General features: G+C 74.9%; 17 protein-coding genes and 1 pseudogene. 8 read left to right on the top strand and 10 right to left on the bottom strand.

Features of this window, described 5'->3' with window-relative positions; all coding sequences use genetic code 11:
- Positions 1-195: 195 nt before the first annotated feature.
- On the bottom strand, positions 196-1350 hold the full coding sequence (locus tag AC0GKK_RS02720; protein WP_489883079.1) for a TIGR03364 family FAD-dependent oxidoreductase: 1155 nt from the start codon (positions 1348-1350) through the stop codon (positions 196-198).
- Positions 1351-1475: 125 nt separating this feature from the next.
- Between AC0GKK_RS02720 and AC0GKK_RS02725 the strand changes: the two genes are divergently transcribed.
- Positions 1476-2210, top strand: a complete 735-nt coding sequence (locus tag AC0GKK_RS02725) for a GntR family transcriptional regulator (protein ID WP_482637408.1) — start codon at positions 1476-1478, stop codon at positions 2208-2210.
- Positions 2211-2681: 471 nt separating this feature from the next.
- On the opposite strand, the gene AC0GKK_RS02730 is transcribed toward AC0GKK_RS02725, so the two are convergent.
- Positions 2682-3737, bottom strand: coding sequence for an alcohol dehydrogenase catalytic domain-containing protein (locus tag AC0GKK_RS02730; RefSeq protein ID WP_489883080.1), 1056 nt, complete (start codon positions 3735-3737; stop codon positions 2682-2684).
- 140 nt (positions 3738-3877) lie between these two features.
- Here AC0GKK_RS02730 and hchA point away from each other — a divergent pair, with 140 nt between their 5' ends.
- Positions 3878-4756: a glyoxalase III HchA gene (gene hchA / locus AC0GKK_RS02735; RefSeq protein ID WP_100877878.1), complete on the top strand. Its 879-nt coding sequence runs from the start codon at positions 3878-3880 to the stop codon at positions 4754-4756.
- A gap of 15 nt (positions 4757-4771) precedes the next feature.
- Here hchA and AC0GKK_RS02740 read toward each other — a convergent pair whose 3' ends face one another.
- The 5 genes and pseudogenes from AC0GKK_RS02740 to AC0GKK_RS02760 all read right to left on the bottom strand — a co-directional run.
- Positions 4772-5188, bottom strand: a complete 417-nt coding sequence (locus AC0GKK_RS02740; RefSeq protein ID WP_489883081.1) for a molybdopterin cofactor-binding domain-containing protein — start codon at positions 5186-5188, stop codon at positions 4772-4774.
- Positions 5119-6300: a xanthine dehydrogenase family protein molybdopterin-binding subunit gene (locus AC0GKK_RS02745; protein WP_489883082.1), complete on the bottom strand. Its 1182-nt coding sequence runs from the start codon at positions 6298-6300 to the stop codon at positions 5119-5121. The genes AC0GKK_RS02740 and AC0GKK_RS02745 overlap by 70 nt, the downstream gene beginning before the upstream one ends.
- Before the next feature lie 133 nt (positions 6301-6433).
- Positions 6434-7255 carry an IclR family transcriptional regulator gene (locus AC0GKK_RS02750; RefSeq protein WP_405417302.1) on the bottom strand — a complete coding sequence of 274 codons (822 nt, stop codon included), beginning with the start codon at positions 7253-7255 and terminating at the stop codon, positions 6434-6436.
- Between the two features lie 9 nt (positions 7256-7264).
- Positions 7265-8674 carry an allantoinase AllB gene (gene allB / locus AC0GKK_RS02755; protein ID WP_251782810.1) on the bottom strand — a complete coding sequence of 470 codons (1410 nt, stop codon included), beginning with the start codon at positions 8672-8674 and terminating at the stop codon, positions 7265-7267.
- Between the two features lie 166 nt (positions 8675-8840).
- Positions 8841-9263 (bottom strand): annotated as a pseudogene (locus AC0GKK_RS02760) (cytosine permease); the annotation flags it as partial.
- A 225-nt stretch (positions 9264-9488) separates the two neighbouring features.
- Here AC0GKK_RS02760 and AC0GKK_RS02765 point away from each other — a divergent pair.
- Genes AC0GKK_RS02765 through alc form a run of 6 tightly spaced genes read left to right on the top strand, consistent with a single transcriptional unit; the run spans position 9489 to position 15507 of the window.
- On the top strand, positions 9489-9881 hold the full coding sequence (locus AC0GKK_RS02765) for an allophanate hydrolase-related protein (protein WP_405417308.1): 393 nt from the start codon (positions 9489-9491) through the stop codon (positions 9879-9881).
- A 20-nt stretch (positions 9882-9901) separates the two neighbouring features.
- Entirely contained in the window at positions 9902-10690 is a 789-nt protein-coding gene (locus AC0GKK_RS02770; protein WP_489883083.1) for a hydroxypyruvate isomerase family protein, read from the top strand.
- On the top strand, positions 10687-11568 hold the full coding sequence (locus AC0GKK_RS02775; protein ID WP_489883084.1) for an NAD(P)-dependent oxidoreductase: 882 nt from the start codon (positions 10687-10689) through the stop codon (positions 11566-11568). Before AC0GKK_RS02770 ends, AC0GKK_RS02775 begins: the two co-directional genes overlap by 4 nt.
- The gene (gcl, locus tag AC0GKK_RS02780; RefSeq protein ID WP_405417313.1) at positions 11565-13355 is read left to right on the top strand and encodes a glyoxylate carboligase; all 1791 of its coding nucleotides are present in this window, start codon (positions 11565-11567) and stop codon (positions 13353-13355) included. Before AC0GKK_RS02775 ends, gcl begins: the two co-directional genes overlap by 4 nt.
- Positions 13352-14518 (top strand): glycerate kinase, encoded by a 1167-nt coding sequence (locus AC0GKK_RS02785; RefSeq protein ID WP_476654635.1) that lies wholly within the window; start codon positions 13352-13354, stop codon positions 14516-14518. Before gcl ends, AC0GKK_RS02785 begins: the two co-directional genes overlap by 4 nt.
- The gene (gene alc, locus AC0GKK_RS02790) at positions 14515-15507 is read left to right on the top strand and encodes an allantoicase (RefSeq protein WP_100877899.1); all 993 of its coding nucleotides are present in this window, start codon (positions 14515-14517) and stop codon (positions 15505-15507) included. The genes AC0GKK_RS02785 and alc overlap by 4 nt, the downstream gene beginning before the upstream one ends.
- A 20-nt stretch (positions 15508-15527) precedes the next feature.
- Here alc and AC0GKK_RS02795 read toward each other — a convergent pair whose 3' ends face one another.
- The 3 genes from AC0GKK_RS02795 to AC0GKK_RS02805 all read right to left on the bottom strand — a co-directional run bounded on the left by AC0GKK_RS02795 (position 15528) and on the right by AC0GKK_RS02805 (position 16969).
- Entirely contained in the window at positions 15528-15992 is a 465-nt protein-coding gene (locus tag AC0GKK_RS02795; RefSeq protein ID WP_489883085.1) for a sodium-independent anion transporter, read from the bottom strand.
- A gap of 351 nt (positions 15993-16343) precedes the next feature.
- Positions 16344-16772, bottom strand: a complete 429-nt coding sequence (locus AC0GKK_RS02800; protein WP_482637398.1) for a DUF2795 domain-containing protein — start codon at positions 16770-16772, stop codon at positions 16344-16346.
- The gene (locus tag AC0GKK_RS02805) at positions 16769-16969 is read right to left on the bottom strand and encodes a hypothetical protein (RefSeq protein WP_405417318.1); all 201 of its coding nucleotides are present in this window, start codon (positions 16967-16969) and stop codon (positions 16769-16771) included. Before AC0GKK_RS02805 ends, AC0GKK_RS02800 begins: the two co-directional genes overlap by 4 nt.
- Between the last annotated feature and the right edge of the window lie 166 nt (positions 16970-17135).

Genomic DNA, 17135 nt, shown 5'->3' on the forward strand with positions numbered 1-17135 from the left:
GGACACCCGCGCCGGCAGCCACGTTACGAGCAGACCACGCAAGCGGGTCAGGTCTCTATCAGCGGTCGTTGGCACCCTCCGGCCACAGTGACAACACCCCCCAGATCATCAACGACAGGGGCAACAAGTCATGCCGTGGCCGGTGGCCTGCAAGCCCTCACCGGGCTTGATCAAGAAGGTAACGGGGCTCCCGTTTCAGAGGACGCGGTCGAGCACGGCCGGTGCGAGGCCGAACGCGGTGGTCATGCCGATGCCGGAGGTGACCGCGACGGCGGTCGTCGCCGGTGCGACCGGGCGGATCAGGAACTCGCCGGGGGCGTCCGCGTAGACGCCCCGCCAGCGGCGGACGACGTCGACGTCGGTCCCGAGCAGCGCCCGGGTCTCGGTGAGCAGCAGGTCGTCGAGGGTCTCGTCGGTCCAGGGCTCGGGCGTGCGGTCGTAGTGGTGGGTGTCGCCGACGACGAGGTCGCCGCCGGGCAGCTGGGTGAGCATGTGGTTGACGCCCGCGTCGAGCAGGTCCGGGCGCTCGGTGCGCCAGCGCTCGCGCAGCGCGGCGGCGCCCGCGGTGCCCGACAGGGCCGGGTAGCGCAGCATCGAGCTGCCGGTGAGCACGGCCGGGCCGATCGTGAGCGGGGTGTACGGGCGGACCTGCAGCATCTGCAGGACGCAGCGCCGCAGGCCCGCGTCGTCGGCGAGGCCGGGGACGAGGCGGTCCAGGTCGTGACCGACGCACAGGAGGACCCGGTGGGCCCGGAACTCCCCGCGCCCGGTGCGGACGACCACCGGGCCGTCGCCGTTGTCGTATCCGATCTCGCCCGGCACGGCGCCGGCCGCGTCGATGCTGTGCACCGGGCAGCCGAAGTGGATCTCGGCACCGGGCCGGGCCGCGAGCCACGCCGCGATCGCCCCGGCCGCCCGGCGCTGTTCGACCCGCAGGTCACGCGGCAGGAACGCCCCGCCGTGCAGTCCCTCGCGGGCGACCGGGACCCGGTCGACGACCCGCGCCGGGTCGAGCAGTTCGACGTCGTCGCCCCGAGTGGCCGCGAGCTCCTCGAGCGCGGCGCGCTCCTCGGCCGACCGGGCGACGACCACGGTGCCGCACTCGGCGACGCCGAACCCAGCCGCGGCACCCAGTCGCAACCAGGTGCCGCGGCCGCGGGTGGCGAACTCCAGCGCGTCGCCGGTCTGGGCGGTGAGGCAGCCGTGGCCGAAGTTGCGCACCGTGGCCCCGACGGCGTGCTCGTCCCGCTCGAGCACGGTCACGTCCAGGCCGCGGTCGACGGCCTCGACGGCGTGGGCGAGGCCGACGACGCCGGCCCCGACGATCAGGAGGTCACTCGTCCGGGTCACGGCGGCGACGGTGCCAGCCGGATGTCCCGGACCGCAATGACTTGCCGATACAAGTCGGAATCCGTTCACCTGCCCGACCGCTGGACGTCGTGCTCAGCGCCCTGGCACTTGTAGAGTCACCATCCGTGGGGACCCCGTTGCACCGCACGCTGGCCGACGAGCTGCGCACCCGGATCCGCAGCGGCGCGATCGGTGTCGGGGAGGCGCTGCCGTCCGAGGCCGAGCTGTGCCGGGAGTTCTCGGCGTCGCGCGGCCCCGTTCGCCAGGCCCTGGCCGCCCTGCGCGACGAGGGCCTGATCGGCGGCGGGCAGGGCCGGCGCCCGGTGGTGCTCGACGCGGTACCCGCCCAGCCGTTCGAGTCGTTCCTGTCCTTCACCCGGCGTGCGGAGCTGACCGGCCACGTCCCGGGCCAGCGCCTGCACGAGATCGCGCTGCGGCACCCGTCGCCCGCGGTCGCGGCGGCGCTGGGCCTGGAGCCCGAGGACTACGCGGTCCAGCTGATCCGGCTGCGCCTGCTCGACGACCGTCCCGCGATGCTGGAGCGGATGACCTACGTGGAGAAGGTCGGGCGCGCCCTGCTCGACGCCGATCTCAACGCCGGGTCGATCTACGCCCTGCTCACCGGCCAGGGCGTCGACCTGCACGCGGCCCGGCACACCTTCGACGCCGTCGCCGCCGACGAGCTGGACGCGTCCCTGCTCGACGTCGAGGTCGGACATCCACTGCTCCGCGAACGGCGGCTGACCTGGGACTCCTCCGGGGACGCCCTCGAGTGGTCGGAGGACCGCTACCGCCCGGACGTCGCGACCGTGACGGTGACGAACACCCGCAGCGGGCGGGGTGGGTTCGCGCGGGAGTGAGCGGGTGGGGTGGGGTCGCCCGCGCGTGGGCGGCGACGCGCACCCGCCGGCGACGGCGGTGCGGCCACCACTGCGGCCACCCCTGCCGCCACTGTCGCTGCCTCTGTCGCTGCCTCTCCGACCCAGAGGTGCCCCTGTTCTGAAGTCGCTTACCGGGTAAGCGAATCGACACATCTCCCCTCCGGAGGCGGGAGGACGACCGCCCTGCCGATTCGGTTCGTGCGATGAGCTGTTCCCGCAGACAGACCCCCGGAGTCGGATCCGCCGCGACCACCAGCGGCCGGCATCCTTACGACCGGAGAGGCCCGCACACACCCCGCCGCATGGACCGTCTCCGCAGACGTAGTACTCCGGACCTCTTCGGGCGGGGCGGCGGCGACGGCAGCGACCCGGCCCCACTGGACCGGCCCGCACCCGCGCCCGACCGGACCCGTACCCGGCCCGGCCCGGCCCGGCCGATCGGGAGCGACGTCAGGGACGCACGGCCTGGCGCGGCGCCGCACCCGGCGCCCCGGCGGCGGCGAAGGCGTCGTCGAGCGCGTCGAGGGACCACGGGCCACCGGTCAGCTCGGCGAACGGGAACCGCGTGTGCTCCGCGACGAGGAACGCGACCGCGGCGGCGAGGTGGCGGGGCGCGTAGTTGTGCACGCCGACGACCGTGTGCAGCCCGCGGACCAGGCGTTCCGGGTCGAGTCCCACCGCGGGGCCGGGCAAGACCGACCCGGCGAGGACAGCGGTACCGCCGACGTCGAGCGCATCGAGGCAGGCGCGCACGGCGGCGGGTGCACCGGACAGCTCCAGCGCGACGTCGAACGCCCGCTCCGGCGGGGTCCCGACCGTGTCCGCGGCGCCGAAGCGACGGGCCCGGGCGCGACGGTCGGCGTGCGGGTCGGCGACCACGACCTCGGCACCCGCGCGGGAGGCCATCGCCACCGCGGTCACACCGAGCATGCCCGCACCGGTCACCAGCACCCGCGTTCCCGGTCCCGGCGAGCCCGCGGCGTCGAGGACCGCGGCGACCGTAGCCGTCGCGCACGAGGCGGGTGCGGCGACCTCGTCGGGCACCGCTGGGGGGACGACGACCGTCGCCGTGCCCGGGCCGAGCAGGCAGTGGGTGGCGAACCCGCCGGTCAGCGGACGAGCCTCGTCCAGCGGGGCGTGACCGTACTTGTGCAGGCCGGTGCACTTCTGGGGGATCCCGCGACGGCAGCGGCGGCACTCCCCGCAGGACGCGGCGACCGAGAAGACGATCCGGTCGCCGGTCCGGACCGCTGCACCGTCGACGTGGCGCAGGCCCGGCGCCGTCGCGACGACCCGCCCGACCTGCTCGTGCCCGAGCACCCCCGGCACCGGCGACGAGCGATGACCGCGGGTCGTGTGCAGGTCCGAACCGCACACCGTCGCCAGGTCGACCGCCACCAGGACCTCCCCCGGCCCCGGCTCGCCGAGCGCGGTCGTGACCAGGCGGAACGGGGCGCCGACACCGTCCCAGCGGGCGTAGCGGGCGGTCGTCACGGGAGCTGCCATGCCCGCGACGGTCGCACCACCTCGCCGGCCCGTCCACCACCCTGTATGGACAAGTTGGTGAACGCACGGCGGCGCGGTTCGCCGACACCGGGCGGGGGTACGCCGTGCGGGCACCGCACGAACGACCCGGAGGCACCCCGATGTCCGACAGCACGCTCAGCAAGGACCCGACCGCGGACCCGGCGGAGCACGAGGCGTACTTCCCGTCGCCGTACTCCCTGGACGCCTACACCGCGCCGAGGACCGACTTCGACGGTCTCGCCACCGAGCGGAACGCCTGGTCCGGCGGCCGCTGGAAGGTGCTCGTGCTGGCCACCGACGAGCGCTACCTGCGCATGGGCAACGGCACCTTCTTCTCCACCGGCAACCACCCGGTGGAGACTCTGCTCCCCCTGCACCACGTCCTGGAGGCCGGGTTCGGCGTCGAGATCGCGACGCTCACCGGCAACCCGGCGAAGTTCGAGTGGTGGGCCTACCCCGGCGAGGACGAGGCGGTCGGCAGCGCCCGCGACACGCTGCTCGCGCAGTGGCGGGCCCCGAAGTCGCTGGCCGAGGTCGTCGAGCGCGAGCTGGGCGAGGACTCGGACTACCTCGCGGTGTTCGTCCCCGGCGGGCACGGCGCGCTGTCCGGGCTGCCGTTCTCCACCGACGTCCGCGACACCCTGGAATGGGCGATGCGCACCGACCGGCTCGTGGTGTCGCTGTGCCACGGGCCCGCCGCGTTCCTCTCCACCCGCATCGGCCGCGGCCGGTCGGTGTTCGAGGGCTACGAGATGTGCGTGTTCCCCGACGCCCTCGACGCCGGCGCCAACATCGACATCGGCTACCTGCCCGGCGAGATGCCCTGGCTGCTCGGCAAGGCCCTCCAGGACGAGGGCGTCCGTGTGGTCAACGACGACATGACCGGCCGCTGCACCACCGACCGCAACGTCATCACCGGCGACAGCCCGCTGGCCGCGAACGAGCTGGGCAAGCTCACCGCGACCGCGCTGCTGGAGCACGCGCGCCGCCGGGGCTGACCCCGCCCCGGCGCCTCAGGGCGCCGTACCACCGGCCGCGAGCCGCCACACCCGGTCGCGGCTGAACGGCTGGTGGTACGGCCGCACCCCCAGCGCCCGGCGGATCGCGTTCGCGACCGCGGGCGCGACCGGGTTGTAGGGCGCCTCGCTCATCGACTTCGCGCCGTAGGTGCCGAGCGCGTCGTGGGTGCGGGCGTACCGCACCTCGGTGTCCGGGACGTCCGCCATCTGCGGCACCCGGTAGGTGCGGAACACCGGGTTGAGGATCTCCCCGGACTCCCCCACGTACACCTCCTCGTAGAGCGCGCTGCCCAGCCCCGTCGCGGCGCCGCCCTCGACCTGCCCGCGCAGCTGCTCGGGGTTCAGGACGGTGCCGGCGTCGACGGCCTGCACCGAGCGCAGCACCCGGACCTCGCCGGTCGCGGTGTCCACCGCGACGCGCACGCCGTGGCAGTTCGCGGTGATCGCCCGCGCGGTGCCGGGCTCCTCCCCCGTGGCCGCCAGCCCCCGGGCGAGGACGCGGCGGCCAGCACGTCGTCGAGCGTCCACTCGCCGCCGGGCGCCGTGACCCCGGCCGCGTGCAGCTCCCCGCCGCCGGTGACGGCGAGGATCCGTTCCCGCAGCGCGGTGGCCGCGGCGTGCAGCGCCTTGCCGGCGACGGTGGTGCCCGCCGAGGCGAACGCGCCGGTGTCGTAGCCGCAGGCGTCGGTGTCGCCGTGGTGGGCGTCGACCCGGTCCGGGGTGGTGCCGAGCACGGTTGCGACGACCTGGCGGTGGGTCGTCGTGGTGCCGTTGCCGAACTCGACGGTGCCGGCGCCGAGCCGGTAGCGCCCGCCGGGCAGCAGCGTCACCGTGGTGGTCGCGGCGTGCCCGAACGGGGCCATCGTCGTCATCATGCCCAGGGCGACGCCCTCACCGACCCGCCATGTCGGGCCGTCGGGGACCGGGTCGCCGGTGCCGTCGGCCAGGGCGTCCTGGACGAGGTCGATGCACTGGTCCAGGCCGTAGCTGGTCCAGTGCAGGTCGTGCTCCGGCTCGCCGTGGTGGGCGACGTGCAGCGGGTCCCCGGCGCGCACCATGGTGCGCCGGCGCAGCTCGAACGGGTCGAGGCCGGTGGCGATCGCGAGCTCGTCCATCGCGGACTCGACGGCGAACATCACCTGGCCCAGGCCGTAGCCGCGGAACGCGCCGCTGGGCACGTTGTGGGTGTAGACGACCTCGGCGTCGAGGCGCTTGACCGGGCAGTTGTACACGCTGACCGACTCGGCGACGGAGTGGAACAGCACCCCGCGGGAGTGGTTGCCGTAGGCGCCGGTGTCGGACAGGACGTCGAGCTTCATCGCGGTGAGGCGGCCGTCGTCGTCCGCGCCGAGCGTGACCGCGACCCGCATCGGGTGGCGCAGCGCGGTGCGGGTGAACTCCTCGGACCGGGTGAACTCGTGGACGACGGTACGCCCGGTCCGCAGCACGGCGAGCCCGACGAGGTCCTCGGCGAACATCTCCTGCTTGCCGCCGAACCCACCACCGACCCGCGCGGTGTGCACCCGGACCCGGTCCGGGTCGAGTCCGAGGACGCGGGCGAGCTCGCCGCGGGTGAGGAACGGTGATCATCACGGGTGAGGGGATCGGTGCCGGACGTGGCACCGATCCCCTCACCCGTCGCGATCATCTCGAGCCTCAGACCCCTGCGGCGTCCTGCCGGGCCAGCTCGGTCACCAGCGCGTCGGCCACGGACCGCAGCTTCGGCACGGCGGAGTCGAGGAGCGCGTCGGTCATCCGGATCGTCGGGCCGGAGATGGACACCGCGGCGGGCAGCGGCCCGTCGAGCGCGACGGCGACGCACCGCACCCCCAGCTCCTGCTCGCCCTCGTCGACGGCGTAGCCGGCGGCACGGACCTTGTCGAGCTCGGCGAAGTACTCCTCGGGCGAGGTGATCGTGTTGTCGGTGTGCCGCACGAAGTCGGTGTGCCGCAGCACCTCCCGCGCCCGCTCGGCCGGCATCCGGGACAGCAGCGCCTTCCCGACGGCGGTGCAGTGCGGCGACACCCGTCGCCCGACCTCGGTGAACATCCGCATCGAGTGACGGCCGGGCTCCTGGGCGACGTAGACGACCTGGTTCCCCTCCAGCAGCGCCAGGTTGGCGCTCTCCCCCAGGTCGTCGACCAGGCCGGCGAGCCGCGGGCGCGCCCACATGCCCACCAGGCGTCCGGCGGTGTCGCCGAGGCGCACCAGGCGGGGGCCGAGGGCGTACTCGCGCGAGGACTGCTGGCGGACGTAGCCGCGCCCGGCCAGCGTCCGGACGAGCCGGTGGATGGTCGGCAACGGGAGCCCGGAGGTGGCCGCGAGGTGGGACAGGCTGACCGTGCCACCCGCGTCGGCCATCGCCTCCAGCAGGTCCACGGCCCGTTCCACGGACTGCACGGTCCCCGAGCGGGCCGGTGCCGCCGCGGCGACGTCCGCGGCGGCACCGACGCGACTGTCGGGATCGTTCTTCCGCATGACGGAAGTCTAGCCCTGCTCGGGCGGTGCGGCCGGGACCTCGGTGCCGTCCGGGGCGCCGGGTGCACCCGTCATCCGCTCCACCGAGCCGCGGCGCAGCAGCCTGCCGTGCGGCTCACCGGACACGTCGACGTCGCGGCCGCCCAGGACGGTGCGCCGGACCACGCCGGACAGCGACCGGCCGGCGTAGGCGCTCACCTTGTTCTTGTGGTGCAGCCGGTCCGGGTCGACGACGAAGGCGGCGTCGGGGGCGAAGACGGCGAGGTCGGCGTCGTAGCCGAGCGCGATCCGGCCCTTGGAGCGCAGCCCGACCAGGTCGGCGGGCTTCGACGCCATCCACTGGACCACCTGCGCGAGCCCGATGCCGCGCCGGCGGGCCTCGCTCCACACCAGCGACAGCCCCAGCTGCAGCGACGACACCCCGCCCCAGGCGAGCCCGAAGTCCCCGGAGTCGAGCAGCTTCAGCTCGGCGGTGCTGGGCGAGTGGTCGGACACGATGCAGTCGATCGTCCCGTCGAGCAGCCCCTCCCACAGCAGCTCCCGGTTCGACGCCTCGCGGATCGGCGGGCAGCACTTGTGCGTGGTGGCGCCGTCGGGGATCTCCTCGGCGAACAGCGTGAGGTAGTGCGGGCAGGTCTCGGCGGTGATCCGGACGCCGTCGCGGCGCGCGGTCGCGATCATCGGGAGCGCGTCGGAGGAGGACACGTGCAGCACGTGCGCGCGTGCCCCGGTCCAGCGGGCCCGCTCGATGACCTCGGCGATCGCCAGGTTCTCCGCGCCGCGCGGACGCGAGCGCAGGAAGGTGTCGTACTTCGCGCCGTGCGGGGTGGGGGCCTTCTCGATGGCCCGGGAGTCCTCGGCGTGCACGATCATGACGGCGTCGAAGGTGGCCAGCTCGGCCATGTCGCGTTCCATCTCGTCGGCGTCGAGCGGCGGGAACTCGTCGACGCCGGAGTGCAGCAGGAAGCACTTGAACCCGAAGACGCCCTCGTCGTGCAGGCCGCGCAGGTCACCGAGGTTGCCGGGCACGGCGCCGCCCCAGAACCCGACGTCGACGAACGCCTGGTGCTCGGCGACCTTGCGCTTCACCTCCAGCGCCGCGACGTCCACGGTCGGCGGGATCGAGTTCAGCGGCATGTCGACGATCGTGGTGACCCCGCCCGCCGCGGCGGCCCGGGTGGCCGAGGCGAAGCCCTCCCACTCGGTGCGGCCGGGCTCGTTGACGTGCACGTGGGTGTCGACGAGGCCGGGCAGCAGCACCTCGTCGTCGGCGAGGTCGATCACCCGGGCCCCGTCGAGGCCGTTGCCGAGCGGCTCGATGGCGACGATCCGCCCGCCGGTCACGCCGATCTCGCGGGGCTGCTCGCCCGCCGTGGTCATGATCCGCTTCCCGCGGACCACCAGGTCGTAGCTGGTCATGACATCTCCAGGGAAATCCGGTGATCTTCTTGGTTCGTGGTGCCGCGTAGGTGCGGCTCGTCGAGGTGGTCAGGCCGAGCCGGACCAGCGACTCGGCGACGGTGACCGCGGCCAGGACCATCACGACGAGCACCCGGGTGGCGAGGTAGGTCTGGATGCCGAACCAGGCGATCGCGACCGCACCCCGCACCAGGGCCGGGAGCTGGGCACCGCGCACGCCGAAGGAGATCCGGCTCATCACCGGGAACGGCAGGCCCGTCCGGTAGCCCATGTACCCGGCGACGGTGAGCAGCACGAACAGCACCAGCGCACCGATGCCGAGCGAGACCAGGATCTGCCAGGCGCCGAGGCCGAGCGCGAACAGGCCGAGGGCGAAGCCGTAGTTGCCCAGGCTGTGCACGTCGACGGCCCACAGGGTGAAGATGTTGTAGGCCTTCCACGACCGTCCCTCGACGGTGGTCGGCGCGAGGTCGCGGTTGTAGAGCCGGGGGCTCGGTGCGGCGGCGCCGTCCTGCGTGACGGGCACGGCGGCCACCCGCTCACCGGTCGGCGCTGCTGCGGATAGGTCGCTCGTTCCGGGTCCCGTCATCGGGGCCACCTCGGATCCCACGTCGTGGCGCGACCAACGTAACGCGCTGATTTCCGCGATGTGAAACGAATCTCTTACGTAGCGGAATCACGCTATGGCGCCGGTCATGCAAGCGTCAAGGGGTCGCCGCCGACGACGATGCTTGACAGCCCCCTGACGCCGTGGTCCGATTCACACCGCAAAACGGAATCACTCTTCCGCATTGCGGAATGATCGGAGGCTCCGGTGACTGCCCTCTTCTGTTCCGGTGACGCGATGCGCGGCGGCCGGCTCCACCACAACGTGTCCGCCCACCCGTTCCTGGGCGGGGTCCGGACCGCTCCGCACTACCGCATGTACTCGGTACGCGACCAGTTCCCGGCCCTGCTGGAGGACCCCTCCGGCGGCGTGCCGCTGGCCGGGGAGATCTACGACGTACCGCTCTCGGCGATCCGCACCGACTTCCTGCCCGACGAGCCGCCGGAGCTCGAGCTCACCGTCATCGAGCTCGACGACGGCCGCGACGTCCTCGCCGTCGGGCTGCGGCCCGGTGTGCTGGAGCGCCAGCGCGACGAGCTCACCGACATCACCACCCACGGCGGCTGGCGGGCCTACCGGGGACTGCCCGAGCCCACCTGAGGACCGAGGAGGCCCCTGAAGTGCGCTACACCGTCAACTGCTCCATCGTGTTCCCCAACCTGCCGCTGCTCGACCGGCCCGCGGCCGCCGCGGCGGCCGGCTTCGACGCCGTCGAGTTCTGGTGGCCGTTCACCGACTCCGTGCCCGGCGACCACGAGGTCGACGCCTTCGTCACCGCCGTCGCCGACGCCGGCGTCACCCTCACCGGGCTCAACTTCACCGCGGGCGACATGCCCGCGGGCGAGCGCGGCATCCTGTCCGACCCGGCCCGCGCGAGCGAGTTCGCCGACAACGTCGCCGTCGCCCTCGGCATCGGCGAGCGGCTCGGCACGCTCGGCTTCAACGCCCTGTACGGCAACCGGCGCGACGACCTGGACCCGCGCGTCCAGGACGAGACCGCCGTCCGCAGCCTCGCACTGGCCGCCGACGCGGCCGCCGGCATCGGCGCGGTCGCGCTGCTCGAACCGGTCAGCGGCGTCGACGCCTACCCCCTGAAGACCGCCGACGACGCCGTCGCCGTGCTCGACCGGGTCGGGTCGCCGCACCTGCGGCTGCTGCTCGACGTCTACCACCTCGCTGTGAACGGCGACGACCCCGCGGCCGCGATCGACCGCCACGCCGACCGGATCGGCCACGTCCAGATCGCCGACGCCCCGGGCCGCGGCGAACCCGGCACCGGGGACCTCCCGATCGGCGACCTGCTCGCCCGGGTCGCCGCCGCCGGCTACGACGGCCCGGTCAGCCTCGAGTACAAGCCCGTCACCGCCGACCCGTTCGGCTGGCTGACCAGGGAAGGAGCCTCCGCATGAGCGCCATCGCCTTCGTCGGCCTCGGGATCATGGGCGGCCCGATGGCCCGCCACCTCGTGAAGGCCGGGCACGACGTCGTCGGCCACAACCGGAGCCCGGGGAAGGCCGAGGCCCTCGCCGCCGACGGCGGCCGGGCCGCCGCGACGGTCGCCGAGGCGGTGACCGGCGCCGACGTGGTCGCGCTGATGCTGCCCGACTCCCCCTACGTCGTCGACGTCTGCACCCGCGACGGCGGCGTGTTCGACACCGCGGAGCCGGGCACCCTGGTGGTCGACTTCTCCACGATCCGCCCCGACGTCGCCCGTGACCTCGCCGCCCGCGCGGCCGAGCGTGGCCTGCGGATGCTCGACGCCCCGGTCTCCGGCGGCCAGGCGGGCGCCGAGAACGCCGCCCTGTCGATCATGGTCGGCGGGGAGGAGGCCGACGTGGCCGCCGCCCGCCCGCTGCTCGACGTCGTCGGGAGCACCGTCGTGCACGTCGGCCCGTCCGGGGCCGGGCAGACCGTCAAGGCCTCGAACCAGCTGATCGTCGCCGGGAACATCGCCCTGCTCGCCGAGGCGATCGAGTTCCTGCGTGCGCACGGCGCCGACCTCGACGCCGCCGTCCGTGTGCTCGGCGGCGGGCTCGCCGGCTCGAAGGTCCTCGACCAGAAGGCCCCGAGGATGCTGGCCGGGGACTACGCCCCCGGCTTCCGGATCGACCTGCACCACAAGGACATGGGCATCGTCGCCGACTCCGCCCGCGAGGCCGGGGTGGTCGCCCCGGTGGCCGCGCTCGTCGCCCAGTTCGTCGCCGCCACCCGGGCCGCCGGAGACGGCGGCCTCGACCACTCCGCCCTGCACCGCACCGTCCGCCGCCTGAACGGGGAGTCGTCATGACCCGGATGACCGCGGCCGAGGCCGCCGTCCGCATCCTGGAGGCCGAGGGTGCCACGCAGGCGTTCGGCGTGCCGGGTGCGGCGATCAACCCCTTCTACGCCGCGATGCGCGCCCGCGGCACGATCGGCCACGTCCTGGCCCGCCACGTCGAGGGCGCCTCGCACATGGCCGAGGGCTTCACCCGCGCGCGCCCGGGGAACATCGGCGTCTGCATCGGCACCTCCGGCCCGGCGGGCACCGACATGGTGACCGGGCTGTACTCGGCGTCGGCGGACTCGATCCCGATCCTGGCCATCACCGGGCAGGCTCCGGTCGCGCGGCTGCACAAGGAGGACTTCCAGGCCGTCGACATCGCGGCCATCGCGGCACCGGTCACCAAGATGGCGATGACCGTGCGCGAGGCCGCGCAGGTGCCGGGCGCGTTCGCCCAGGCGTTCCACCTCATGCGGTCCGGCCGGCCCGGTCCCGTGCTGATCGACCTGCCGATCGACGTGCAGCAGACCGTCATCGACTTCGACCCCGACACCTACGCCCCGCTGCCGGTGCACCGCCCCGCGATGACCGGCCCGCAGGCGTCGCGGGTGCTGGACCTGCTCGCCGAGGGCGAACGGCCGCTGATCGTCGCGGGCGGCGGCATCGTCAACGCCGACGCCTCCGCCGAGCTCGTCGAGCTGGCCGAGATCCTCGGCGTCCCGGTCGTGCCGACCCTGATGGGCTGGGGCTCGATCCCCGACGACCACCCGCTCGCCGCGGGGATGGTCGGGCTGCAGACCGCGCACCGCTACGGCAACGCCACCTTCCTGGCCTCCGACGTCGTCGTCGGGATCGGGAACCGCTGGGCCAACCGGCACACCGGTGGGCTGGACACCTACCGGCGCGGGCGCCGGTTCGTGCACGTCGACATCGAGCCCACCCAGATCGGGCGGGTGTTCGCCCCCGACTACGGCGTGGTCTCCGACGCCGGGGCCGCGCTGCGCGTCCTGCTGGCCGAGGCCCGCCGCCGCCGCGACGCCGGGACGCTGCCGGACCGCAGCGCGTGGGCGGAGTCGTGCCGCGAGCGGAAGGCGACGCTGCTGCGGCGCACCGACTTCGGCTGCGTCCCCATCAAGCCGCAGCGGGTGTACCAGGAGATGAACCGGGTCTTCGGCCCGGAGACCCGCTACGTGACGACGATCGGGCTGTCCCAGATCGCGGCCGGCCAGTTCCTGCACGTCTACCGGCCCCGGCACTGGGTCAACTGCGGCCAGGCCGGACCGCTCGGCTGGACCATCCCGGCCGCGCTGGGCGCCGTCGTCGCCGACCCGTCGACCCCGGTCGTCGCGCTCTCGGGCGACTACGACTTCCAGTTCATGCTGGAGGAGCTCGCGGTCGGCGCCCAGTTCGGACTGCCCTATGTGCACGTCGTGGTCAACAACTCCTACCTGGGCCTGATCCGGCAGGCGCAGCGCGCGTTCGACATGGACTTCCAGGTCTCCCTGGCCTTCGACAACATGCACGCCGACGAGGAGCTGACCGGGCTGCCCAAGGGCTACGGCGTCGACCACGTCCGCGTCGCGGAGGGGCTGGGCTGCGTGGGGCTGCGGGTCACCGAGCCCGACGAGATCGCCACGACCCTGCGCCGGGCGTCGCAGCTGGCCTCGGAGCACAAGGTGCCCGTCGTGGTCGAGGTGGTGCTGGAGCGGGTCACGAACATCGCGATGGGCACCGAGATCGACGCCGTCACCGAGTTCGAGGACCTCGCCGAGACCCCCGCCGACGCCCCGACCGCGCTGGCCCACCGCCGGTGAGCGCGATCCTGCTGGCCCCGGACAAGTTCAAGGGCTCGCTGGACGCCGCCGCCGTCGCCGACGCGCTCGCGGCCGGGATCGCCGACGTCGACCCGGGCCGCCCGGTGCGCCGCTGCCCGGTCGCCGACGGCGGCGAGGGCACCGTCGCCGCGGCGCTGGCCGCCGGGTGGGAGCCGGTCACGACCACCGCGACCGGCCCCACCGGGGCTCCGCTGACGGCCGTCTGGGCCCGCGACGGCGTGTCCGCGCTGGTGGAGCTGGCCTCGACGGCCGGGCTCGCGGTCCTGCCCGGCGGGGAGCGCGCCCCGGGCGGCGCGGGCACCGAGGGGCTCGGCACCGTGCTGGCCGCGGTGCTCGACGCCGGGTGCACCGACGTCGTCGTCGGGCTCGGGGGCAGTGCCACCACCGACGGCGGCGCCGGGCTGCTGCGCGGGCTCGGCGCCCGCGTGCTCGACGCCGGCGGCGCCGAGATCGGGCGGGGCGGCGCGGCGCTGGCCCTGGCCGACCGGCTCGACCTGGCCGGGCTGCACCCGCGGCTGCGGGACCCGGCCGTGCGGGTCCGGCTCGCCGCCGACGTCGACAACCCGCTGCTCGGCCCGCACGGCGCCGCGGCCGTCTACGGTCCGCAGAAGGGCGCCGACGCCGCCGGGGTCGCCGCGCTCGACGACGCGCTGGCCCGCTGGGTGCGGGTGCTCGCCGCCGCCACCGGCACCGATGCCGACGCGCTCGCCGCGGCGCGCGGCGCCGGTGCCGCGGGCGGGGCGGGGCTCGCGCTGACCGCCGTCTGCGGGGCGCGCGTCGCACCCGGCGTCGGTACCGTCCTGGAGCTGACCGGCTTCGACGACGAGCTGGCCGGTGCCGGCCTCGTCGTGACCGGGGAGGGCAGACTGGACGCCCAGACCCTGCGCGGCAAGGCCCCGGCCGGGGTCGCCGCCGCCGCCCGCGCGGCCGGGACCCCGGTCGTCGCCGTCGCCGGGCAGGTGACCCTCGGCCCGGCCGCACTGCGGGCCGCGGGTTTCGTCGCGACCTACGCCCTGACCGACACCGCCCTCGACCACCGCGACGCGGTCGACCGCGCCGCCGAGCTGCTGCGTCTGCTGGGCGCCCGGATCGCCACCGACCACCCGTCCCCCACCCGCCCGATGATCAGGAGCAGACCGTGACCGACCCCTCGCTCATCGACCTCGCCTCCCGCGCGCTCGGCGGCTCGGTCGTCGCCGCGAACGACGAGTTCTTCGCCCAGCGCGAGAACCTCATCACCGCCGCCCCGCCCCGCTTCGACCCCGACGAGTTCGGTCTCAAGGGCAAGGTCTACGACGGCTGGGAGACCCGGCGCCGCCGCGAGCCCGGCCACGACTGGGCGCTGGTCCGCCTGGGTGCGCCGGGCGTGGTGGACCACGTCGTCGTCGACACCTCCTGGTTCAGGGGCAACTACCCGCCGGAGATCGCCGTCGAGGCGACCGCCGTCGACGGCCACCCCTCCCCCGACGAGCTGGAGAAGGCGCCCTGGCACGAGATCGTGCCGCGCTCGGCGTGCGCCGGGCACACCGCGAACGTCTACCCGGTGACCGACACCCGCCGGGCCACCCACCTGCGGCTGATCATGCACCCGGACGGCGGGATCGCCCGGTTCCGGGTGCTCGGCCGGGTGCTGCCCGACCCGCGGTTCCTCGAGGGCACCGTGGACCTGCTCGCGGCGGAGAACGGCGGACACGTCACCGGCTGCTCCGACGAGTTCTACTCCTCCCCCGGCAACCTGCTGCTGCCCGGGAAGGCGCGGCACATGGGCGAGGGCTGGGAGAACGCGCGGCGCCGCGACGGCGGCAACGACTGGGTCGAGTTCGCGCTCGCCGCGGGCGGGGTCCCGCGGCACGTGGAGGTCGACACGACCTGGTTCGTCGGGAACGCGCCGGGCTGGGTCTCGGTCAGCACCCGCGACGAGCGCACCGGCGGGTCGTGGACGGTGCTGCGCGACCGCGAGCGGGTGCAGCCCGACACCCGGCACCGGTTCCTGCTGCCCGGCGCCGCACCGGCCACCCACCTGCGTCTGGACGTGTTCCCCGACGGCGGGCTGTCCCGGCTGCGGTGCTGGGGCGAGCTCGACGAGGACGGCGCGGCCGCCGTGCGCCGCGCCCTCGACGCGGCGGGCTGACGGCCCGGGGCCGGTCGGGGTCAGGTACCGGAGGAGACCGGCCTGCCACCCGCGCGGTCGTCGCCGGCCCGGCGCGGCCCGGGCACGGTCCCGGCACCACCGGCGGTGCCGGCACGGGCCGCGGTCAGCGTCCGCACGGCGACCTCGGCGGAGGGGAAGGCACTGCAGCGCTGCAGGACCTGGCGGGCGCGCAGCGGCAGCAGCTCCGCCCGGCCGCCGCACCCGGCCAGGTGCAGCCGCACACCCTCGGCACGCGAGCGGGCGACGACCGCACCGAGCCGCTCGGTGGCGGGCCCGTCGAAGGCGTTGACCCCGGAGAGGTCGACGACGACGTGACCCGGGGTCCGCCCGCACCGCGCCTGCGCGTCGAGCATCCGCGCCAGCGCCTCCACCCCCGCACGGTCCAGCCGCCCGGACACCCGGACCAGCCGCACCCCCGGTCCCGCCGTCTCGACCGCCAGCCCGATCCCCGTCTGCCCCGCCACGTCCGCCTCCTCGCCGCGCCGGGCCCGCCCGGGCCCGGACACCCGCGGCCTTCCCGGAGCTCCGCGGTCTACACGCGCAGGGACGGCTTGATCGATACCGTCGCCCGGTTCGGGGAAACCGGACCAATCCGGCCGCACCGCGTGATATACATCACCTCGCGTGAGCAGCCGGACTCCCACCGGCACGCACCCGCCTCGTCGCAGGCCACGCACCCCGAGGACCCACCACCCGTCGCTGGGGAGCGGACGGGTGGTCACCCCGGCCGGGGCCGGCGGATTCGGGACCGCCGACCCCGGCCGACTCGGCCCCACCCACCACCGTCCGGGGCGGTCGCACGGCCCCGTCGGAGATCAGGCCGGGCGGTGCCCCGGCGCGGGCGCGGGCCTGCCGTGGGCACGCGGCGGGCGCGGCGCGACACCGGCCCGCTCGGCGGGGTGCAGCCGGTCCGCGCCGATCGCGGGCCGGACCGGCACCGGGCGCAGCCGGCCACGCGCAGCGGCCGTGAGCACCTCGACGACGGCCTCGAACGACGGGTACCGCCCGTCGGGCAGCGGGAGGAGCTGCTGGCGGACCACGCCGCTCGCACCCCACGCCTCGGCCTCGGCGAGGACCTGCCAGCGGTGGGCGGGCCAGCGCAGACCGGCCAGCACGCGTCCGAGGTTCTCGCGCAGCCGCTCCAGGTCGCCCGGCGACACCGGCAGCGGGTCGACCGGCGACAGCACGGTCCGGGCGGCCGGGACCGGGCGCAGCGCGCGTCCCGGCACGGGGGGTGCGCTCACGCGGCCCACCCCCTCTCCAGCTCGGGCTGCTGCGCCCCGCTGCACGCCGGGTCTCCGTCGAGGTGCCGGTAGGAGAAGGCGGGCCTCTCCAGCGGGGCCGCGGGGTCGGAGTGCCGGAAGATCCGACAGACCGAGCCGTCCGCGACCGACGACCAGCATCGTTCGCAGATGCGGAGCCGGGGAGTGTTCTGCTGCACGATCCACCGCCTGGGGCGATTCCGGGACCCTGCCCGCCCGCCCCGTTCCGATCGACGTCCGCAGGTCGGCAAGGTCATCTGCACCGAGTGTGGTGTACGACATATCGACCCGCCACTCCTGGGCGTGTACTGGCGTCGGCTCCGCGGGGCCGACGTTTGCCGCACG

It is taken from the genome of Pseudonocardia sp. P-1, from assembly GCF_058111925.1.